28 protein-coding genes, 1 other RNA gene and 1 pseudogene are annotated in these 19,668 nt (G+C 68.7%); 5 read left to right on the top strand and 25 right to left on the bottom strand.

Features of this window, described 5'->3' with window-relative positions; translation table 11 throughout:
* The 3 genes from ACFWM7_RS01630 to ACFWM7_RS01620 all read right to left on the bottom strand — a co-directional run.
* Positions 1-2,388, bottom strand: a 2,388-nt coding sequence (locus ACFWM7_RS01630) for an AAA family ATPase (protein ID WP_383253766.1), incomplete at its 3' end; no start/stop codon positions are given.
* Positions 2,385-3,554 (bottom strand): exonuclease SbcCD subunit D, encoded by a 1,170-nt coding sequence (locus ACFWM7_RS01625; RefSeq protein WP_383253765.1) that lies wholly within the window; start codon positions 3,552-3,554, stop codon positions 2,385-2,387. The genes ACFWM7_RS01630 and ACFWM7_RS01625, both read right to left, overlap by 4 nt.
* Before the next feature lie 178 nt (positions 3,555-3,732).
* The gene (locus tag ACFWM7_RS01620; RefSeq protein ID WP_383253764.1) at positions 3,733-4,365 is read right to left on the bottom strand and encodes a YigZ family protein; all 633 of its coding nucleotides are present in this window, start codon (positions 4,363-4,365) and stop codon (positions 3,733-3,735) included.
* Between the two features lie 75 nt (positions 4,366-4,440).
* Between ACFWM7_RS01620 and ACFWM7_RS01615 the strand changes: the two genes are divergently transcribed.
* Complete coding sequence (locus ACFWM7_RS01615; protein ID WP_383253762.1) at positions 4,441-4,878, top strand: CoA-binding protein; 438 nt, start codon at positions 4,441-4,443, stop codon at positions 4,876-4,878.
* Positions 4,879-5,037: 159 nt separating this feature from the next.
* Here the strand turns inward: ACFWM7_RS01615 and ACFWM7_RS01610 are convergent, their stop codons facing one another.
* Genes ACFWM7_RS01610 through ACFWM7_RS01600 form a run of 3 tightly spaced genes read right to left on the bottom strand, consistent with a single transcriptional unit; the run spans position 5,038 to position 5,854 of the window.
* Positions 5,038-5,400 carry a hypothetical protein gene (locus tag ACFWM7_RS01610; protein WP_383253760.1) on the bottom strand — a complete coding sequence of 121 codons (363 nt, stop codon included), beginning with the start codon at positions 5,398-5,400 and terminating at the stop codon, positions 5,038-5,040.
* Positions 5,397-5,654, bottom strand: a complete 258-nt coding sequence (locus tag ACFWM7_RS01605) for a hypothetical protein (protein WP_383253758.1) — start codon at positions 5,652-5,654, stop codon at positions 5,397-5,399. The genes ACFWM7_RS01610 and ACFWM7_RS01605 overlap by 4 nt, the downstream gene beginning before the upstream one ends.
* Entirely contained in the window at positions 5,651-5,854 is a 204-nt protein-coding gene (locus ACFWM7_RS01600; RefSeq protein WP_383253756.1) for a hypothetical protein, read from the bottom strand. Before ACFWM7_RS01600 ends, ACFWM7_RS01605 begins: the two co-directional genes overlap by 4 nt.
* A gap of 142 nt (positions 5,855-5,996) precedes the next feature.
* On the opposite strand from ACFWM7_RS01600, the gene ACFWM7_RS01595 reads away from it, so the two are divergent.
* From ACFWM7_RS01595 to ACFWM7_RS01580, 4 genes and pseudogenes are all read left to right on the top strand, one after another.
* Entirely contained in the window at positions 5,997-6,251 is a 255-nt protein-coding gene (locus tag ACFWM7_RS01595) for a GntR family transcriptional regulator (RefSeq protein ID WP_383253754.1), read from the top strand.
* Positions 6,252-6,399: 148 nt separating this feature from the next.
* Positions 6,400-6,474 (top strand): annotated as a pseudogene (locus ACFWM7_RS01590) (hypothetical protein); the annotation flags it as partial.
* Positions 6,475-6,534: 60 nt separating this feature from the next.
* The gene (locus ACFWM7_RS01585) at positions 6,535-7,098 is read left to right on the top strand and encodes a hypothetical protein (protein WP_383253775.1); all 564 of its coding nucleotides are present in this window, start codon (positions 6,535-6,537) and stop codon (positions 7,096-7,098) included.
* Positions 7,099-7,115: 17 nt separating this feature from the next.
* Positions 7,116-7,409, top strand: coding sequence for a hypothetical protein (locus ACFWM7_RS01580; protein ID WP_383253752.1), 294 nt, complete (start codon positions 7,116-7,118; stop codon positions 7,407-7,409).
* A 57-nt stretch (positions 7,410-7,466) separates the two neighbouring features.
* Here the strand turns inward: ACFWM7_RS01580 and ACFWM7_RS01575 are convergent, their stop codons facing one another.
* The 19 genes from ACFWM7_RS01575 to ACFWM7_RS01485 form a co-directional block, all read right to left on the bottom strand.
* The gene (locus tag ACFWM7_RS01575) at positions 7,467-7,811 is read right to left on the bottom strand and encodes a hypothetical protein (protein ID WP_383253750.1); all 345 of its coding nucleotides are present in this window, start codon (positions 7,809-7,811) and stop codon (positions 7,467-7,469) included.
* Positions 7,812-7,820: 9 nt separating this feature from the next.
* Entirely contained in the window at positions 7,821-8,564 is a 744-nt protein-coding gene (locus ACFWM7_RS01570) for a hypothetical protein (protein ID WP_383253749.1), read from the bottom strand.
* Between the two features lie 76 nt (positions 8,565-8,640).
* On the bottom strand, positions 8,641-9,075 hold the full coding sequence (locus tag ACFWM7_RS01565) for a hypothetical protein (RefSeq protein ID WP_383253748.1): 435 nt from the start codon (positions 9,073-9,075) through the stop codon (positions 8,641-8,643).
* 247 nt (positions 9,076-9,322) lie between these two features.
* Positions 9,323-9,646, bottom strand: a complete 324-nt coding sequence (locus ACFWM7_RS01560) for a hypothetical protein (protein WP_383253747.1) — start codon at positions 9,644-9,646, stop codon at positions 9,323-9,325.
* 375 nt (positions 9,647-10,021) lie between these two features.
* On the bottom strand, positions 10,022-10,243 hold the full coding sequence (locus ACFWM7_RS01555; RefSeq protein ID WP_383253746.1) for a hypothetical protein: 222 nt from the start codon (positions 10,241-10,243) through the stop codon (positions 10,022-10,024).
* A gap of 11 nt (positions 10,244-10,254) precedes the next feature.
* Positions 10,255-10,318, bottom strand: an RNA gene (locus ACFWM7_RS01550) — hammerhead ribozyme type II.
* The gene (locus ACFWM7_RS01545; protein WP_383253744.1) at positions 10,317-10,496 is read right to left on the bottom strand and encodes a hypothetical protein; all 180 of its coding nucleotides are present in this window, start codon (positions 10,494-10,496) and stop codon (positions 10,317-10,319) included. The genes ACFWM7_RS01550 and ACFWM7_RS01545 overlap by 2 nt, the downstream gene beginning before the upstream one ends.
* Positions 10,497-10,645: 149 nt before the next feature.
* A complete protein-coding gene (locus tag ACFWM7_RS01540) occupies positions 10,646-10,930 on the bottom strand; it encodes a hypothetical protein (RefSeq protein WP_383253741.1) in 285 nt (94 codons plus the stop codon).
* Positions 10,927-11,445 (bottom strand): hypothetical protein, encoded by a 519-nt coding sequence (locus ACFWM7_RS01535; protein WP_383253739.1) that lies wholly within the window; start codon positions 11,443-11,445, stop codon positions 10,927-10,929. Before ACFWM7_RS01535 ends, ACFWM7_RS01540 begins: the two co-directional genes overlap by 4 nt.
* Before the next feature lie 49 nt (positions 11,446-11,494).
* The gene (locus ACFWM7_RS01530; protein WP_383253737.1) at positions 11,495-11,629 is read right to left on the bottom strand and encodes a hypothetical protein; all 135 of its coding nucleotides are present in this window, start codon (positions 11,627-11,629) and stop codon (positions 11,495-11,497) included.
* A 26-nt stretch (positions 11,630-11,655) separates the two neighbouring features.
* Complete coding sequence (locus ACFWM7_RS01525; RefSeq protein ID WP_383253735.1) at positions 11,656-12,432, bottom strand: helix-turn-helix domain-containing protein; 777 nt, start codon at positions 12,430-12,432, stop codon at positions 11,656-11,658.
* A 174-nt stretch (positions 12,433-12,606) separates the two neighbouring features.
* A complete protein-coding gene (locus ACFWM7_RS01520) occupies positions 12,607-12,768 on the bottom strand; it encodes a hypothetical protein (protein WP_383253733.1) in 162 nt (53 codons plus the stop codon).
* Between the two features lie 5 nt (positions 12,769-12,773).
* Positions 12,774-13,190, bottom strand: coding sequence for a hypothetical protein (locus tag ACFWM7_RS01515; RefSeq protein ID WP_383253731.1), 417 nt, complete (start codon positions 13,188-13,190; stop codon positions 12,774-12,776).
* Between the two features lie 186 nt (positions 13,191-13,376).
* Positions 13,377-13,760, bottom strand: coding sequence for an HNH endonuclease (locus ACFWM7_RS01510; RefSeq protein WP_383253772.1), 384 nt, complete (start codon positions 13,758-13,760; stop codon positions 13,377-13,379).
* Between the two features lie 56 nt (positions 13,761-13,816).
* Positions 13,817-15,745 (bottom strand): DNA polymerase, encoded by a 1,929-nt coding sequence (locus ACFWM7_RS01505; protein WP_383253729.1) that lies wholly within the window; start codon positions 15,743-15,745, stop codon positions 13,817-13,819.
* Positions 15,742-18,219 (bottom strand): phage/plasmid primase, P4 family, encoded by a 2,478-nt coding sequence (locus ACFWM7_RS01500; RefSeq protein WP_383253727.1) that lies wholly within the window; start codon positions 18,217-18,219, stop codon positions 15,742-15,744. The genes ACFWM7_RS01505 and ACFWM7_RS01500 overlap by 4 nt, the downstream gene beginning before the upstream one ends.
* Positions 18,220-18,245: 26 nt before the next feature.
* Positions 18,246-19,022, bottom strand: a complete 777-nt coding sequence (locus ACFWM7_RS01495) for a DNA-methyltransferase (protein ID WP_383253725.1) — start codon at positions 19,020-19,022, stop codon at positions 18,246-18,248.
* Positions 19,023-19,116: 94 nt separating this feature from the next.
* A complete protein-coding gene (locus tag ACFWM7_RS01490; RefSeq protein ID WP_383253722.1) occupies positions 19,117-19,296 on the bottom strand; it encodes a hypothetical protein in 180 nt (59 codons plus the stop codon).
* Positions 19,293-19,601 carry a hypothetical protein gene (locus tag ACFWM7_RS01485; RefSeq protein ID WP_383253718.1) on the bottom strand — a complete coding sequence of 103 codons (309 nt, stop codon included), beginning with the start codon at positions 19,599-19,601 and terminating at the stop codon, positions 19,293-19,295. Before ACFWM7_RS01485 ends, ACFWM7_RS01490 begins: the two co-directional genes overlap by 4 nt.
* Between the last annotated feature and the right edge of the window lie 67 nt (positions 19,602-19,668).

Here is a 19,668-nt window from a genome sequence, read left to right as displayed (position 1 = left end):
GTCGCGTTCGGCGCGGCGGTCGGCCACGGCGGCGGCCTCGGCCTGCCAGGCGTCGATGCGGTGCTGGAGGTCGCGTTGCGCCGCGGCGCCGAGGAGCGTCGCGGCAGCGGCCTCCGGGGTGTCGAAGCCGGCCCGGAACGCCGCGTCGGAGAGCCGGTCGTCGGCCTCCTTGCGCTGCCGGGCCGCGTCCTGTTCGGCGCGTACGGCTTCGGCGGCCTCCGCCAGCAGCTCCACTCGGCGGGTGAGGCGGTCCGCGTACGCCGCGACGGAACCGGACTCGTTCCGGGCGGTGGCGAGTTCGTCGTGCAGCCCGGCCTGCTCGCGGTCGAGGGCCTCCCGCCGTGAGGTGCGGGCGGCGGCCCGGCGCTCGACCTCCTGCCGGAGTTCGAGGCGGCCGGCGTGCTCGCGCTCGGCGGCGTCGAGGGCCTCGCGGGCGGCGTGCGTCCCGGCGGCGAGGCGATGCGCCTCGGCCTGCCCGGCGGTCAACCGGTCTACGGTGTCGCGGAGTTCGTCGACGGAGGGGCCGGGGCCCGGGGCCGCCCCGTGGTCGCCGCTCGCCACCGGGAAGGCCGCCGACGCCGCCGGCCCACCGGACTCCGCGTCGCGGGCATCCGCGTCGCGGGCCTGCTCGTCGCGGGCCTCCGTAGCCTCCCCCTCGCGCGCCTCCGCATCCGCGGTGGCGCGGCGTTCGCGGACGAGCCCGAGGGCCTGCTCCGCGCGGGTACGGGTCTCCTCGGCGGCACGGTGGGCGGCGAGGGCGGCCTCCTCGGTGGCCCGGTCGACATGCCCGTCGCCCTCGGTGGCGGGGGCCGGGTGCTCGGCGGAGCCGCAGACGGTGCAGGGCGCGCCGTCGACGAGTCCGGCGGCCAGCTCCGCCGCGATGTCTCGCAGCCGCCGCTCCCGCAGCCCGAGCCAGGTCTCGTGGGTGGCCAGGGCGCGCTCGCGGGCCCCGGCGAGCTCCTCCCGGGCGGTCCGCACCTCGGCGGCCAGTGCGTCGCGGCGGCGGGCGGCCTCCAGTCGGCGGCGGGCCGGGGCGAGGAGCCCGGCGAGCTGTTCGGCGCGGGTCGCGGCCTCCTGCGCCGTGGCGATGCGCTCCCGGAGCCCGGTGTGGACGGTGTCCCAGCCCGCGAGCCAGACCTCGGTGTCCCGGACGGTCGCGTCGTCGGCCCGGGATTCGCGCTCCAGCCGGTCGCGCTCCTCGTCGATCTCGGCACTGCGCGCCTCGGCCCGGCGAGCGGACTCCAGGCCGCCCAGCTCCTGCCGGAACCGGCGCTCCAGATCGGCGAGTTGGTCGGGGCCCGCGTCGGCGAGGTCGGGCGGCAACTGCGCCCTGGCCCGGTCGAGGGCATCGGCCGCCCGGCGGTGGGCGCGTTCCGCCTCCTCGCGCAGGTCCAGCGCGGGGGCGACCCGGTCGGCCTTGCGGGCGCGCTCCAACTCCTCCTGGCAGCGGTCGTGTTCGGGTCGTCGTTCCTCCAGCGCGGCGGAGCGCCGGCGGGTCTCCTCGTACCGCTGCTGGAGGCGGGCGAGTTCCCGTACGGCGTCCAGGGCGTGGCGGGCCTCGCGCTGCCGGCCCTCGGCCCACGCGACGACGCGGTGGGCCATGTCGAGCCGTTCGCGGGCCGTGGACCGGGCGATCGCGGCCCACTCCAACACCGCTTCGGAGAGGCCCGGTTCGCCGGGCCGGGCGGCGATCGGGGTGGCCTCGGCGCCGGCGGGTCCGGCCGCCTGGGCGGTGCGTTGGGCGAGGGCGAGGATCCGTTCGTCGGCTGCGGTGACCTTGGCCTCGGCGCCCCGGCGCAGTTCGGCGAGACGTTCCTCGACGGCGGCGAAGCGGCGGGTGTCGAAGAGCCGGCCGAGGAGCTTGCCGCGGGCCTCGGCGTCCGAGCGCAGGAAGCGGGCGAAGTCGCCCTGCGGCAACAGCACCACCTGGCAGAACTGGTCCCGGCTCATGCCGATGAGCTGGGTCAGCTCCTCGCCGATCTCCTGATGCGACTTGCTGAGGGCCTGCCAGCCGCGCTCGGGGTCGTAACCGCGCAGCCTGCTCTGGGCCTTCTCCATCGTGAAGCCGTCGCCGCGCTTCTTGGGGCGCGGCTGGGCAGGGCTGCGGGTGACTTCGAGACGTCGGCCGCCGACGGTCAGCTCCAGCTGGACCTCGGTCGGCAGGTCCGCGGGGGCGTGGTCGCTGCGCAGGGAGGCCCCGGGGCTCTGCCGGGCGCCGGGGACGGCCCCGTACAGGGCGAAGCAGACGGCGTCCAGGACGGAGGTCTTGCCCGCGCCGGTGGGGCCGTGGAGCAGGAAGAGACCGGCGGAGGACAGGGCGTCGAAGTCGACTTCCTGGGTGGCGCCGAACGGCCCGAAGGCGGTGATGCTCAGGCGGTGCAGTCTCACCGGGACACCTCGCGCACGGTCTCGTCCACCCGGACGTCGTCGAACGCGGCGCGCAGCACGGTGCGTTCGAGGTCGCTGGGGCCGCTGCCGCCGCGCACGTGGGCGACGAAGTCCTCGGCGATCTGGTGGTCGTCGCGGCCCTTGAGGCGCTGGGCGTAGGACGCCGCCGGGTCGTCCGGTGGCCGCTCGGGGTCGAAGACGAGGCTGAGCGTGTGCGGGAAGCGCCGGGCGAGGCGGGCCATGGGGTCGGCGGGGCGCACCGGGTCGGTGAGGGTGGCCTCGACCCAGGCGCCCTCGTGGCGGTCCAGGGCGGGGTCCTCCAGGAGCATGTCGAGGCGGCCGCGGAGCCGGGCGAGGGGCCGCTCCACGGGGCAGTCGACGCGCTCCTCGGCGGCGATGTCCCCGTGGACGTCGAGGTCGATGAGCCACATGGTCTTGCGGTGGTCGGCCTCGGAGAAGGAGTAGGCGAGCGGCGAGCCGGAGTAGCGGACGCGGCTCGTGACCCGCTGGGAGCCGTGGAGATGGCCGAGGGCCGCGTAGTCGACGCCGTCGAAGACCCCGGCGGGGACGGCGGCGACCCCGCCGACGGTGATGTCGCGTTCGCTGTCGCTGGGAACCCCGCCCGCCACGAAGGCGTGCGCGAGGACGACGGAGCGGGTTCCGGAGGGGCGGGTGGCGAGGTCGGCGCGGACCTTGTCCATGGCGGCGGTGAGGACCGCCTCGTGACCGGCCTTGCCCGCCCCCAGGGCGTCCTTGACCAGGGCCGGTTCCAGGTAGGGGAGCCCGTAGAACGCGACGTCGCCGTGGTCGTCGGCGAGTACCACGGGGGTCGCGCAGCCCTCGGGGTCGGTCCGCAGATGGATCCCGGCGCGCTCGAAGAGCCCGGCGCCGACGCCGAGCCGGCGGGCCGAGTCGTGGTTGCCGGAGATCATGACGGTGGGGACGCCGGCCGCGGCGAGCCGGTGCAGCGCGCGGTCGAACAGCTCGACGGCGGTGAGCGGCGGCACGGCCCGGTCGTAGACGTCGCCGGCGACGAGGACGACGTCCACCTCGCGCTCCTCGACGGTCGCCACGAGGTGGTCGAGGTAGGCGCCCTGGGCCTCCAGCAGGGAGACGCGGTGGAAGGACCGGCCCAGGTGCCAGTCCGAGGTGTGCAGGAGCCTCACGCCATCACTCCGCCGGTTCCGGCCTGCATCGTCGTCGTCCTCCACCCCGTGGGCCGCGCACCGGCGGCCGTGATCCCGCTCGGCACCGACCACGCTAACGCCGCCGGGCCGCCGAACCCGCATCGATCATGATTCTGGCCCCCGTGGGATTGCCCTCACCTCACGAGGTTCACGAGGTTCACGCCGTCGCGTCCCCGTACGCCTCGCCGCCCAGCTCCAGGGTCGCGGTCCCCGCCGTCGCGTCGGCCAGCCAGGCGGTGAACGCCTCGACATCGCCGTCCGGCAGCCCGATCTCGATGGTGACGGCCTCGGCGTACCGCACCTCGCGGACGTCCCGCCCGGTGGCCCGCAGGTCGTTCTCCAGCTTGCCCGCCCGCTGGTGGTCGACGCGGACGGTCGCCAGCCGGAAGGGCTGTCGGGTGAGGGTGCCGAGCGCGTCGAGGGCTTCGCCGACGACTCCCCCGTACGCACGGATCAGCCCGCCCGCGCCGAGTTTGACCCCGCCGTAATAGCGGGTGACGACCGCCGCGACGTACCGCACCTCCCGCCGCAACAGCATCTGGAGCATGGGAACGCCCGCCGTGCCGCCCGGTTCGCCGTCGTCGCTCGCCTTCTGTACGGAGGCGTCGGCGCCGATCACGTACGCGTAGCAGTTGTGGGAGGCGGTCGGGTGCTCCTTGCGGACGCGCGCGACGAAGTCCTGCGCCTCCTGTTCGGTGGCGGCGGGGGCGAGGGAGCAGAGGAAACGGGATCGGTTGATCTCGCATCCGTGCACTCCCTCGCGGGCGACGGTCCGGTACTGCTCCTGCATCCGTCCACCCTATGCGCCGCCGCGAGGGCGGGCCCCGGCGGGAATGGCTGGGTGGGGGCCGCCGGTTGTCCCGGCATGAACGCAGACGGCAGCAGCGCAGCGGACTCGTACGCGGACGACGCGACGATCAGGCGGATTCTTCAGGACACGGGCGACACCTGGGCGGTGGTGGGTCTCTCCGGCAACCGTTCCCGGGCGGCCTTCGGCGTGGCGGAGGTCCTCCAGCGGTTCGGCAAGCGGGTGGTGCCGGTGCACCCGAAGGCCGAGACGGTGCACGGGGAACAGGGGTACGCCTCGCTCGCGGACATCCCCTTCCCGGTCGACGTGGTGGACGTCTTCGTCAACGGCGAGCTGGCGGGCGCCGTCGCGGACGAGGCGGTGGCGGCCGGCGCGAAGGCGGTGTGGTTCCAGCTCGGCGTGGTCGACCGGGAAGCCTTCGAGCGGACGCGCGCGGCGGGCCTGGACATGGTCATGGACCGGTGCCCCGCGATCGAGCTTAATTCCCTAGGTTAGCGCACGCTGAGACGCCCCAGGTCAGCAACGCAGAAGCCCCGTCTCCCTGGGGGGTGGGAGACGGGGCTCAGGGTTGGAACGGCGGAGGTGGCTGTCGACCTCTCCCCCGCCGCTCCCGCGGTCCGCGCTGTGACGAGCAGCGGACGCGCGGCCTAGGGGCTACTCCATGTTTCCGCAGCCGTTGCAGATGAACTGAGACATGTTCGTCGGGTTGCCGTTCTCGTCCGTGTCCACCGTGCGGTACATCGTCCCGCCACACTTAGAACAGCCGCGGGTTTGGATCGTCTGGCCCATCCTGGCCTCCATCTCGTCGGTGATCTTCCGGTCGCGCGTCCGGGTGGCGTCATGGTCGGCCAGTGCGACATCCAGCAGCGCCAAGGCCTGGATCCGTTCGGTCTCGTGGCGTTCTACGTCGTCGGCCGTGTCGCCGGGGAGGGCATACCGCGGGCACGTGAGGCACGTCTCCCGGCCGTTGCTGGCCGCCATGGAGGTGCGGCAGTGGGGGCACATCACGGCCTTCATGTACCCGACTGCGGGCTGTCGACGCACCGCTCCTCGCCCTCACGGATGACGAAGGCGAATCCGGTGACGATCCGCCGGTACCCGCGGTGGTTGCTCTTGCCGGCGTGGCTCAGGCACTCCACGTCGACGGCCGCCACCGTGGTCGACGGAGTGGCCTTCCAGTTGCAGTGGAGGCACTCCGCTTCGTACGTGACGTCGGTGTTCGGGTGCTGCTTAATGGTGTGCTTGACGTGCCGCACGATTGCCCGCGTCATGCCGACCACCTCTTCTGCATCTTGTGCGGGTGGCGCCGGATCTCCACGTTGCAGTCGGTCACCGTGGTCATGTTGCCCATCACGCGAGCCTCCTCGCGCTGCTGACCGAGCGACGTACAGACGTCGCATCCGGGGTTCGGGACGGGCTCTAAGGCCGACATCGGGTCACTCAGGTGCACCGCTTCGGTAAGGTCAGGCATGTCGACGCTCCTACTCAGCGTTGGCCGCACCCCCGGACCGGTCGCACGGTCGCGGGGGCCTTTGCTGTCCATAGCATGCTATAGAACGCTACGGCAGTCTATCGCTCGCACTGATGTACCATGATCATCTACGGTCCCGCATGTGAGGATCGAGCTGGACGAGACGCGGCCCAAATGGCGACAGGTGGCCGACATCTTGCGCGCCCGAATTGCCGACGGAACCTATCCGCCCGGATCCCGCGTGCCGTCCGTCGTGACACTCACGGGCGAATTCGGAATCGCCGCCGTGACGGCCCAGAAGGTCATGCGGGCACTTCGCGAGGACGGCCTCATCCGCACGGAGACAGGAATGGGCTCGTACGTCACTGGCCGCCCTCCTCACGCCTCGCCGGATTGAGTACGGATATCGTCCACCATCCGCGGGGACGAGGTTGCAGACATTCCGGGGACACCTTGGACGGACACTGCTACCGTCCGAAGCGTCCTAGACGTCCCCGGGGGTCCTCTTGAATTCCGTGCTCCGCGATGCCCTCTCCTCCGCCGGCATGAGCCAGTCCGCACTTGCCCGCACCGTCGGTGTCTCACCGAAGACGGTGGAAAGATGGGTAACCGACGCATCCCGCGTTCCCCATCCGGGCACTCGGGAGGACGTATCAAGGGCACTGGGAGTAGGAGCCGACATGCTGTGGCCGCGAGCTGTGCGGGACGTCGTCAAGACAGGCCCGGAGCGGGAGATCGTCGACGCCTACCCGTACCGGAACGCCTGCCCGACGTCAGTGTGGTCCAAGTTGATCGACCAGGCGGAGAGGGAGATCACCTTCGCCGGCTACACGAACTACTTCCTGTGGCAGGAGCAGAGCCGTCTTTCCGACCGCCTGAAGGCTAAGGCGTCGGCCGACTGCTCCGTCCGCTTCCTCATCGGCGATCCCAGCTCCGATGTCACGCGGCGCCGGGAGGAGATCGAAGGCGTCCCTCTGACGGTCGGTACCCGCATCCGGATCACCCTGGACGCTCTCCAGCGCATGGGCGCCGTGGAGGGCCTGGAGGCGCGCTTCAGCGACGACCACATCGCGCTGTCCGTCTTCTCCTTCGACGACGAGATGTTGGTGACTCCGCACCTGTCGTCGCTCCTCGGTCATGAGTCGCCGATGCTGCACCTGCGTCGGCTCGGGGACGACGGACTGTTCGACCGCTTCGCGGGGCACGTGACGGCGCTGTGGGCGGAGGGACGCCCGGTGGGGTAGCTCGTACACTCGAACGTATGAGCGACACTCCTGACGCGATCGAGCAGCGCCCGTGGACCGAATCCGACGGCCCGGAACCTGACGTCCATGTCTATCCGCACGAAAGCAAGCCCGGCCTGTACGTCAAGATCAATGGCCAATGGCGGCGCGCCGTCGTCGACGCCCGCCACATACACCCCGACCGTGGCGTCTCCTACCAGTGCAGCGTCAGCCTGGGCACCGGCGCCAACGTCTCGCGCACGTATCAGTGGGGCCAGCCCGGAGTTCGATACGCGTACGGACCCAACCAGGGGCAGCTACCGACCGACTGACGTCGGCCGACAACGCAAAGAGCCCCCGTCGGCGTGCGACGAGGGCTCTCGGGTGGTTCAGTACAGCCACATCCGCTGTGTGGTCCCGTGGCGTGTGTCCATCGGGCGGAGGCCCCTGCGGGCCACGTTCGCAGCCTGGATGCGGCTGATGTTCATGCCCATGTTCGTACCGTCCATCTGTTTCAGCTCATCGGCGACCTTGTTGCGGACGGCCTGCTCCACGTCGACGGGCTCCACGCCCTCCGCCTCGTCGGCCGCCCGGAGCAGAGCGGCGGCCAGCTTGCGGGCCTGAGCGGGGGTGTAGTCCAAGCGCGTCCAACGATCGACGGTCTCGAACCGAATGAGCCCATCGGCCGGGGCAATGAGGGCTCCCTCGCCATTGGCGTCCTTGATCACCGGCATGATCTCTCCTCAAACCCCGGCCGTACGCCGGCTCTTGGCGAACACTGTGCTGCACTCACGCATGTCGACGTACACCCGTCGGGGGTCGTCGCCCGCGTGCTTCTCCAGTCGCCCGTTGTTGGCGGCGCCGCGAACGGTGATCTCACTCAGCCCCAGGGCGTCAGCAGCCTGAGCGTACGTCACGAGAACGGGCACGTACGGCGCTTCCACAGGCTCTGCGGGGAGTTGGGTCTCCGGGTCCGTCTCGGGCTCTCCAGCGGCCTCCTGCGGCCCCTCCGTGGGTGCCTCGCGCTCGTCTTCGACGTCGGCCAGTTCGTCCAGTTCCAGCGGCGGGTCGATGTGAAGCACGTGCGCGGCGACCAACGGCGGAACGGCGGAGACAACGACGATCACCCAGAGCGTTGGGCCGAGAACCGTCGCGGTGATCACATGTTCCGTCACCTGAGCGGCCGTTGCCATGAAGAGGGCCAGGAGGGCGCCGACCGTTGCGTTCTTCGAACGGCGGTTGGCCTCCGCCTCGTGCTCCGTTCCCTTCGCCTCCCGCGCCGTTGTCTTGTACGCCTTCGCGACGCTCGCGCTGATCGCCGCGTACAGCGAGAGAACGGCGGGCATGAGCCAGGCAACGGAGGGATCCCAGCCGGCCATCGTCGCGAGCGCGTACTCCCCCGGGGCGGAGAGCGCCAGGGCGGCGTAGAGGACGGCGGTCTGCCCGTACTTGCGGGCCCATCTGACGTGACGCGGGGTGGTGGACATGGCTCCTCGTTCGTGTGCGTGGGTGGTGAATGGGTGGAGCCCCTGCCGCCTCTACTGGCAGGGGCTCCGAGTAGGGCTAGCCACAGTGCAGGTCGTTGGCCCGTCGGCCGGAATCCGTCGCACGGTAGACGCGGGGCTCGTAGGTCCCGCCGTCGAAGCGAGCGCACTGCTGACCCGTTCCTACGACTTCCGCCAGGCCGCGACGAACGAGCGCTTCGAGTGCCGGGTAGGTGCACCCCGCATCGTTCATGGCCTGAGTGCCTTCTGCACAGACACTCTCGTGGCGAACGAGGTTCCGCAGAGACCGGACCATGTTCGGGGTGAGCTTGGCAGGTCCGGGTGTCAGCCGATCGGCCAGGGCCGTGCGCTCCACTCCGTCATCACAGGCCACGTTCACCGCGAGTCGACCGCCAGACTGGTACATGTCGACCACTGTCCCCGTGAACTCCAGGTGACCGACGTAGTTGTTGGTGATGGAGCCTGAGACTCGCGCCCCCTTGGTGATCTTCATGATGTTCTCCTCCATGAGTCCCTTGCGGTGTTCCACCATCATGACACACTTGTGTCGGCCGACACAAGAGCGACCGCCGCACCTCCGTGAGTCGACTCACGCAGCAGCGCCACGAGCGCTCCCCCGGGCAGCGTGACGACCCAACCGCCGCGCACCCGAGTCCGTCCGTCGCCCCGTCGCACGGCCTGGCGAAGGAAGTGGCGCTGGGCCACGTCGTCGACGAGGGCCGACCGGCCGGACTCCAGCGTCACCCGGTAGCGCACAGGCACTCCCCCGTCGGCCGGCTGACGCGGATCTCGTGGTCGGCCGGGAGGTACGCCTCGCCGCCGTCCGCGAGGGCTACACGGACGCTGCCCCGGATTGTCTTCACGGCGTTGTATGCGGCCGTTCGGGTGTGGCGGTGGAGGTCGAACTCGTCGCCCCGGCGGATCTCGCGGGCGGGGATGAGGATGGTGGTGTGGGTCCGGTGCTCTTCGGCCGCCCGCTGTGCAGCGTGCTCGGCAGCCATCCGGGCGTTACTCTCCATGGCGGCGCCCGCAGCTGACCCGAAGGACGAGTAGTAGGTGGGCATGGTTCCTCCTGACGTCGGAGTGGTGGAGTGCCCCGGGCGAGACTCGCACTCGCCTGACTGCCTTTCCGGGGCGGTAGCTCAGAGATTGATAGGGCTGTGCACGTCCCCCGAGTTGGGCCAGATCTTCATCCGGTGCGTGTCGCACCACGGAGCGCATGCGTACGAGCCGTCCGCCTGAAGTGTGCAGTAGAAGTGTGTTCCCGGCGCGTGACCGCATCGCGTATTGCAACAGTCAGTGGGCCGGTCGTGCCAGTGCTGACCTTCGACTGCCATTTCTCCTCCTAGATCGTGGTCTCTGCGTGCCCCGCCGCGGATTCGAACCGCGCGCCCTGGCGCTGGGGGCGCCGGTGGGCTTGCCTATGCGGGGCGGGTGGATCAGTTGGTCCACGCCTTGTCGAAGCCGAACAGCTTCGCCACACGGTCAGCCTCACGTCGCATGACAAGCCGGTACTCGTCCTGCTGCGCCGCTGTCCAATCGGCCCATCCGATTGGCGCGTAGACCTCTTCGAAGTACCCCAGCATGTTTCCGATCCCGTGCATGAGGGTGTTCTGAGCGTCTTCCTTCATCTGCGTGCGGGTCATCGGGTTCTTCGGCATCTCGTCCTCCTAGCGGCCTGCCTCATCAGCGCGGGTAGGCCAGTCCCCGCGGACGCCCCGGAGGGCGTTTCGGCTATCCGACGATCGTCACGAAGGTTTCGGTCGAGAAGACGCGCTCCTCGCCAGAAGAGAAGACGACATAGACCGTCGGGCCATCGCCGCGGACGAGGTCCACCAGATGCGGCAGCTCGTTCGGGTCAAGGACCACGCGGTCGTTGCGGACGAGTTCAGCGGCCGTGATGGTGTCGGTCATGACTCTCTCCTCCCGCCGGACCCTCCGTGAGTCCCTGGCGTGCCTTGACTATGACACACTTGTGTCGGCCGACACAAGTGGTTCCGTGAGTCGACTCACGGAGCTACGCGAAAGGCCCGGAGCCGTAGCCCCGGGCCCTCGGTAAGCGGCTACTCGCCGGCTAGGAAGGCGGCCATGGCGATGATGTCGGCGACGGTGTGCGGGGTGTCGGCCAGGAGTTCCTTGGCGCGGGCCACGAGGGCTTCACGGTCGGCGACCATCGCCGATGTTGCCGGTTCCACGTCGCCGGTCCAGGCCAGGAACTCTCCCTCGTTGTTCACGACCCGGTAGGGCTCGTTGCCGTTGAACGCGTCGACGTCGTCCACGATGCCGACCTGTCCGGCGCGCGAGTGGTCTTCGGTGAACCTGACACGGGTTCCGATCTCGATGCTCATGCGCCCTCTCCTGCCAGGTAGTCGGCCAGCTCGATCAGATCGGACGCGGCCCGGTGGAGGTACGCCTCGCGGGTGGGGGTGGTGATGGTGGCGGCCGGGAGGGAGGCGGGTTCGTCGGCCACCTTCTCCACGCGCCGGCAGTACCACTGTCCGTCGACGTCTCCGTGCGACCCCTCACCGAACTTCACAAGGTAAGGCACGCACGCGCCCCCATCGTCATTGGTCAGCGTGCCCACGAGACCGACGAACGTCCCCGTAAGTCCGTTCGGGTCGTCCTCCACCACGATGACCCGGTCACCCACCTTCGGGCGGCTGTCCGGCGCCGGCTCCGCCTTCTCCTCTCCCCCATCCACCTCGTCGGCCAGGGACAGGATGCCGCGGGCGAAGGTGCGGGCGTCAGCGAGGGAGGGGCTGACGTTGTCAGACCCGGGTTCAAACCAGATCTCGCCGTTCGCGGCGTGCGCCGTGATGATGTCCGAGCGGTTGTACCGGCACTCAATCTTGCACTCGGTCATGCTCTCTCCTCTGTCGGTTCAGATAGCTCCGCGAGTCGACTCACGGAGGTCAGTCGGGAAGGTCCGCGTCGAACATCGCGGCGTCGGTCAGTGCCTCCACGCCGGCCAGGACGTCGGCGCCCCAGAGGGCGGCTTCCTCGGGGCGGACGCCCTGGAGGTCGTAGTCGTCAAGGGAGGGGTACATGGCGGACTCCTAGGTGTGTTGGTGCTTCACGCAGCCAGACGCTGCTTAGCGGCGACGGATCGGGCGGACTGGATTCCCCGGGTGCGGGTCTGACGGAGGGCGGCGAACTGTCCGCGGCTGCTGAGCCCCAGCTCGTCGCTCGCCTGCTCGTCGGGCAGCTTCGTCATGCCGACGCCGTAGAAGGCGCGCAGTGCGTACGCCTGGCGCGGAGGGATCTGGCTCAGGAGGTAGCGGGCGGTGTCCCGGGCCTCCGAGGGGGCGGAGATGTCCATTGAGGTGTCCGGGATGGTCTCGCCCAGAGTGGGGCTGTCGGGGCCGTCCTGGGGCGCTTCGAGGCTGTGCGTCTCCATCAGTGCTTCACAAACACCCATGAAGGCTTCACGTGACATCTGTCGACGCGGGTCCGTCGCACTGGATACGGTGGTCCAGGCGCGTTCGACGTCACCGCCAGCGAGCCAGAGGGCGTGCTTCACGCGGTGACCGGCGCCGGGCTCCACGGACAACGACGTCTGTGCGGCCAGCCATCCGTCCGCCACCACTCGCTGTACCGCCCGCCGGGCGTAGGCGTTCAGACCGGCCCCTTCGGTGATCGTCGTGTCGTACGACCGGAGGCACTCCATCAGTGCCACACGTGCATCCTGAAGGAGGTCGTCGACGTCCTCCTGGTCCGCGGCCGGCGCAGTCTTGCGGATGGTGGCACGAAGCATGGGCTCGTAGGCGCTGATGACGGCCCACATGGCGTCACTGTCGCCGCCCTGTGCGGCGCGGATCTGCTCAATGGTGACGGTCTGCGTGGCGCTCATGGTGTCTCCTCGGTGAGTCGTTGTGCCTTGTATATGGATGGGTGAATCGAGAATGTGACGCGTGACTTTTGTGACCCACACCACGCAGGGGGCCGGGCGTCGGGGCGCACGAGTCCCAGCCCTCTGCGTGGGGGTGGTTCGGGGTTCAGGGGTTCCGTGAGTCGACTCGCGGAGCTAGAAGGCCAGATCCTTGATTGGCCAGCCGAACGAAACAGCCAGTGCCACGTCGGCCAAGGCTTGCGCGCAGCACTCCCAGCCGGCCAGGCGATACAGGCCGGTGACGTCGGCAAAGGTCGGACGGTCCGTCACCAAGACGGCGTCCACGAGCGCGGACATTTCGATCAGATCGCCTCGTTCGTCGGGCGTCCGCTGCGGTCCAGTGATGACGAGCATGGGCTCTCCCCCGTACTGAGAACCGGCTCCTCCCCCTCCCAGCGAAGAAGGGCCCGGTCCATAGCTGCGGTGGTGCCGAGCACGTAGGCCCTTGCGCGGGTCAGGTACTCGATACCGGTTGCGAGTTCGTGCTGTAGAGCGGTGCGGGCCTCATCTAGCGCCACACGCTCCGTCGGGCGAGAGGGGCCGGTACTTGCTTTCCGGCCGGTGCCGTCCGCGTCCATGTCGGGCGTCCGTCCCGGCATGGTCACTGCGTCGTCGTAGATGCTCAGCAAGCGATCCATCTCGGCCAGATCACAGCGGATCTCGTCGGCCAGGGTGGTCAAATGCTGTACTTCTTCGACGTGTTCGGAACTGTAGGTCACGGGTCCTCCACGGGCAATCATCGGGTGGCCGGTTACTGGCTGGGGTTACCGGGGGTATGTACCGATTTGACGGTCTACCCGGCACGCAGAGTTAGTCATACTTGTGTCGGCCGACCCATCCCACCTGCGGGTTTGTCGGCCGACACAAGACACGGGACTCCACGTCTTCGTAATCGTTTCGTGACCTTATGGATTTTGTGTGCGCGTGTGTCGTGCGCGACGCGTGACGAGTTCGTTGCCCTCTGTGCCGCGCTGACCTGCACTTAGTGCCATCCAGTCCGACATATCCAGATCACTCTTGGCCCGGTTGCAGTCGGCGCACGCCGGAGCGAGGTTGACGAACGCATGAACGCCCCCCTTCGCAAGCGGAGTTATGTGGTCCGCCTCCGCTACAACCATTGGGCCGAACGAGGCGTCACAGTAGACACAGCTCCACCACTCCAGCTCCTCCCACCGTCGCAGTACGTCACGACGGGAGAGGCCGGTCGGAGGCTCAGAGGTGCGCAGAGGGGGACTTATGGGACGTCGTCGTCTCGTGGCCCGGACGGCAGAGGGAGCGATTCCCGCCACCGTCCGGTCAACCACGGTCAGTCGCTGGCCGGTTGGGGCGGGTAGTCGACGGGGCGTCACTTGCGTGCCAACTCTGCCGCCCGCGCCTCGTCGGGGTGCGCGGCGTACCACGAGTCGTTGGCCATCATTGTGTCGGCCTTCTTCATGTAGAGCGACCCCCACGAGCCGCCACCGACGTCAGGATCGGTTCCAAGCGGGATACCGCGGAGGGACATCGTCATGGCCTCCCCGATCTCCCGAGCGACTTCATGAGCCTCACTGTCAGTGGCGTCTGCCACGATCTCGTCATGGACCGGAAGCAGGACGTGAGGTGTGAGGCCACGGGCGTTGATCTCCAACAGCCCTTGGGCGAAGATGTCGCGCGCCGTCGACTGGATCTCACCGTTGAAGCTGGCATACGCGGCGTCCCGGTCGAACACGAGCCGCCGGCCCGACGGAGTCCGAAGGGTGTAACCGTCCCGGATGACCTGGCTCTGAAGGGCCCGGATGTACCGTGCCAGTCGGGGGTACGTCCGCTTGTAGCCCTTCACCGCAGCCTGTGCAGCCTGGAGAGTAAGGCCGGTCTGAGCAGCGATCGTTGCCGCTCCCCCGCCGTACGCCACCCCGAGCTGCACGACCTTGGCAACCTTGCGCTGCCCCGGCGTGAAGTCCGGGCCGTAGACCGAGGCAGCCGTCAGGTTGTGCAGGTCGTCGCCGCGGAGGATGGCTGCCGTCATCTTCTCGTCGCCGGACAGCGCCGCCATGACGCGCGGCTCCACCGACGAGTAGTCGACCGAGATCACCCGGTGCCCCGGATCGGCGACGACGCAATGGCGAACCTCCCACTTGCCCGACGGGAGCTGTTGGAAGGGCGGGTCCGAGATCGACATGCGCGCCGTGCGGGCGGCAAGGGCGCCGATCTTCGGGTGGACGCGATCGTTCTCGTCGGCCGTGCGAAGCATCGCCTCCGCGTAGGACGTGCGCCACTTCGACGCCCGCTTACTGCGCAGAACGGCCATCGCGAGCGGGTTCGGGGTCCGGGACTCGATCGGCTCCCAGTCCTTGTCGACATCGGCCAGGCGCTTGAGAACCTTGCCGTTCACCTGGACCGCCCCGCCGTCCGTCCGCTCCGGGATGACCTCACCCATGCCCAGGAGCGCCGCAGAGAGTTGCTTCGTGCTGTTGACGTTGTCGACGCCGTACTTCTTCGCCTCCTCCGCCCAGCGGGCCGACTCCTCCAGCAATTCCGCGGAGAGCTGCGTTGTGTACTCGCGGTTGATGCGCATTCCGCGCCGCTCGATGAGGGCGCAGACGTAGCCCACCTCGTGCTCGAAGGCGGGGAGGTTGGGGTTGACGCCCAGCTCCCTGACGCGCTGCTGCACCTTCGGCAGGAGGCGAGACGTCAGGATCACGTCACCGCCGGCGTACGAGAGATACAGCGGGTTGTCGATGTCGATGTGCGGCCACCCGGTGTCCTTGGTGTAGCCGATCTTGTGGAACTCCTCGATCAGCCCACCTTGGGTGTCCGGGGCCGACGGGTCGACGTAGTGGGAGGATGCGTCCTTCAGACCGTTACCTACGCCGCCCTGATCCCGGCGGCGCGGGTCGGACAGGTGGCTGTAGATGTAGGTGTCGAGCGTCTTCGGTGCCAGCTCCTCCAACTTGATTCCGGGCAAGTGCCTGTCGGAAGCCAACATGTCGAAGTTGCGGTTCTGCATGGACAGCGCCGGCAGCGTGCGCAGGGCCCACGTCGCCAGGCGCTGAAGGTCGGATCCCTTCTCCACCTGGAGCACCCATGCCTCATCAGGGGTGCCGAACTGAGCGGTTCGAATACGGAAACCAGGGCTGAACGTGTCGAGCCCCGTCGTCTCCGTGTCGTACGCGACCCGCTCCCCAGCGTTCGCACGGTCGATGACGTACCGCTGGAACTCACGGAAGTCGTCGACAGTCTGGGGGACGCGCACGGGGATGTGCTGACCGAGCACGGGGAAGGTGTGGTTGATCATGCAGCGTCCTCCTTGGTCTGTCCGAAGATGTCGGTCGGTCCGTCGTCGGGCGGCTCCTCGTCGCCCTCCGTGAGTCGACTCGCGGTCTCCTTCTCGGTATCCGTCATGAGGCGCAGCCCGTTGAAGCCCCACGAGCCCTTGCGCTTGTCCTTTTTGAAGTGACGGCTTTCCAGCTCGACCGCGAGGGCCCAGCCGGAGAGAATCTCCTTCCGGTCAAGGCCGGCGTCCTCCGCCCATTCCTTGTACGTCCGGCGGATCGCCATCGGAGCGACCCGAGCGCCCTCCTCCCGGACGCAGCACGCCTTGAGGAACTCTTCGAGCCGGTCCTCCGACTCCCGGTAGTCCTGCGTGGCGGAGGCAACGGAATCCGGCTCACCGAGACCCTGCGCGTACCACTCACGGGCACCACGTACGGCCCACGCAAGGATCCCTGCCCGCTCCTCCCGGAGGCGCTCGGCAAGGCGCAAGTCCGCCTTCGCGCCGTGGAAGGACGCCTCGAAGGGGACGAGTTTCACTCGCCTCCAGATGCCGTAGTCCTGGCTCAAGATGGCGGGTTTGTAGTTGCCAGCCACGAGCAGGAGGAACGACGGCACGTAGGTGAACGGAGCGCCATAGAGCTGTCGGCACGTCACCGGATCGCCGCCTGTGAGTTGCTTGATCAGCCCCTCCGCCAGACGGCTGTACTTCTCGGTCTCCGACGCCGTCACGAGGCGGGCACCGCGAAGGGCAGCCACCTCCGGCGACGCCTGGCCGACGGAGACGCGCGACTCGAAAGTGGAGAACTCCGTCGACTTGGTGACGCCGCGGAACGTGTCGATGAGCGCTCCAAGGAACTTGCTCTTCCCGTTCTTGCCATCGCCGTGAAGGAAGGCGAAACACTCCTCCGATGTCGACCCGGTGATTCCGTAGCCCACGAGCCGTCGCATGTACGCCGGCAGCTCCGGGTGGTTCGGGAAGATCTCGGTGAGGAACTGCTCCCACCGATCCGCCTTCGCCTCCGGGTTGTACGCCAGGTCGAGGCGCTTGGTGATCATGTCCTCCGGACGGTGCGGCCGGAGTTCTCCGGTGCGGAGGTCGACTGTCCCGTTCTCGACAGAAAGCAGCTCGTGACGAGCGTCGAAGTCGCCGGCCGACGCGGGAACTCCCGGTACGGAGGGAAGCTCCTTCATCACGGCGTCGATGGACCGGTTAGACAGAGCCTTGATCGCCAGCCGTCGGTCAGCGTCCTCCCCGGAGGCGATCAATTCGGCGCCCATGAGGTGCAAGGACTCCCTGACCTTCGCCTCCCCCGGCGTCCAGATCATGCCGTCCCACGTCAGGAAGCCGAGACCGGCGGCGTAGCGAACGCCTCCGCCTGTGCGCGCCATGAAGTCACGGAGGCGCACCGCGATGCCGACGTCCGTGTTGTCGAAGAGCTGCCGGGAAGAGAGGTCCATCTCCGCCAGAGCGGCGTCGGTCGCGGGCATGTCTACCTCCTTCTTCGGCGGTTCCGAGGTGGGCTCCGGCGTCAGGTCGACGACGGGCGCGGATCGGACGGCGGTGTGCAGCTCGCTCGCGAAGGTCTCGGTCGTCCGCTCGCGCCAGGCCGTCAGGTCTTCCTTGGCGTTGGGAAACTGAAGCTGCCGCGCGGTGTTGCCATCGGCCGCCAGCGCCTCCGACAGAGCCGCGATGCCCCGCGCCCCTGCGTCGTCCGGGTCGAAGGCAAACACCACATCGCGACCGCGCAGGACCGTGACGAGTTCTGCGACGAGCGCTGCATTTCGGGCTACGCCAGCCCCGCGGATGATCAGCGCGTCGTAACCGACGCCCACGGACGTTAGTCCATCCCCCGGGCCCTCCGTAACAAGGATCGTGTCGTAGCCTGTGCCCGCGGAGAGGACACCATACTTGGCCCACATGCGTCCGTCGGGGTTGGCCAACGACACCCACCGAGCAGGGCACTTACCGCCGATATCCCGACCCTGGAGTCCGCGAGCCACGCCGTCGGCGCCATAGAGCGGAACCGTGATCCTCGGGTACCGGGTGAATCCGCGCGTCAGCCAGGCTTGCGGTCGATCTCCAGGTGCTGCGTAGCCGACGCCTAGGTCTTCCGCCTGGTCGACGGTCAGCCCGAAGCGGTCGGCCAGGTAGCTCGTCGCTTCGTCTGACGCCGCCAGTGCGGCCGACGTCTCGTCGATGAACTGACGGAGACCGGCGATCTCCCCGGGGCCGACGGTCTCCGGGACCTTGGCGGAGATGGTGCGGGCTCCCTGGCCGTCGACGTTGTACAGGTCCGCGGCCGCGAGGTTCATGGCCTTCAGGACGTCAGTCTTCTCGCAGCCCGTCCGGCACACCACCAGAAGCATGCCGTCGGCCTTCAGCGTGAGCTTGAGCGACGGGTGGCGACGGTCGTTATGGGCTGGGCAGAGGGCCAGGTATCCGTCGTGGTCCTCCTCCACGCCGCTCAGGCGCCCCAGGATTTCGGTCAGTCGCACGGCTCTCCTTTCGTGGTTGGGTAGGGTCAGCAAGTCATTTGCGAGGCGGCAACCGCCTCCGCAGCCTGAACACGTTCGGCAGTTTGGACGGCGTTCGCACGGTCAATCTCCACGCCCCACGCTCGTCGCCCCAACAGAACGGCGGCTACGAGCGTCGACCCAGATCCGGCGCACGGATCGACGACCAGATCACCGCGGACGGTGGACGACTCGATCAGTTCCGCCATCAACGGAACGGGCTTCTCGTTGGGGTGGCGGACCGCTGACCCACCATTCGGCCGCGGGTACGACAGGACAGACCCCCGGCGCAGGCGCGCAGACAGGCGCCCGCCACCCTTGGCCCGGTCAGAAGGGCGCTTGACGTGCACTCCAAACGTGATCGGCTCGTGAGCCGGCCCCCATGGATGCACCAGGTTGCCCATCCCGGTTTTCTGCTTGTCCCAGATCAGTTCGGCGGATCCACCCAATCTGAGCGGGCCTTGTAGTTCGTCCGGCCGGTACCCGAAGACGTACACATGCCGCGCGTCCGCCAGGCCTCGCGATTGCGTCCCGTCGGGACCGACCCATTCCGCCAGCACCGACGCCCAGTCGACGGACCCGTCGTCACCCTCGATCTCAGTGAAGGTTGTGCTCCGGCCGGAGTCGTAAGCGACTCCGTACGGTGGGTCGACGCACAGCAGGCCGTACCTGTCTGGCACCGACCGAATCACCTCCGTATCGCGGCAGTCGCCCCACACCACACGGCTGGTGCTGCTCTCATACAGCACCTCCCCGCCCACTGGCGGCACTTCTGGTGTGCTCATTGGCGTACCTCTCGTTTGTCGTGCTTCTACGCACTCAGCCCCCGGGACCGAAGTCACCGGGGGCTGGGGCCTTGCGTACGTCGACTTGCGCGGGCTACTCGTCGTCGCCGACGGACGAGAAGAACGTGACGTCGTCCATGAACGCGCAGTACATGTCAGCGTGCTTGTCGCCCAAGAGGAGCGCGTCCCCCACGTACTTCCGGGCCTCCTCCTGTGTCAGCGGCTCGTCGGTGTAGACGTCGACGAAGCCCTTGAACTCGATGCGCTGCTTCACGCTGCCTCCCTGTGCTGCTTGTCGAGTGCGTACCAGCGATCGAAGGCGACGTCCTGGAGCGCGCCTTCCATCTCCTGCATGCGGTTCATCAGCCGCACGTCCGTCGCCACGTCGCGCACCACGTAGCCGTCGGCCGTGCCCTTCATGCGCCGCTTGACGACTGCACAGCCGTAGGGCTGGCCGGCGTGGACGGCTTCCTTGTTGGCCTGCGCGATGTAGGAGGAGAGGGTGATGGTCTTCTCCGCCTTCGCCTCCAGCGCGTGGAGGTAATAGCCGTCGATGTCGCCGATATCGAGCCGGCCCATTTGCGCGTTCCTGCGGGCGCCCGGATTGTGATGCTCGCGGAGGTAGGCGACGAGGGCGGACTCCCAT

It is taken from the genome of Streptomyces sp. NPDC058375 (genome assembly GCF_042723425.1).
Classification (GTDB): domain Bacteria; phylum Actinomycetota; class Actinomycetes; order Streptomycetales; family Streptomycetaceae; genus Streptomyces; species Streptomyces durocortorensis.
The sequence above is the reverse complement of the archived record's forward strand: the minus strand, read 5'-3'. Positions and strand labels throughout refer to the sequence as shown.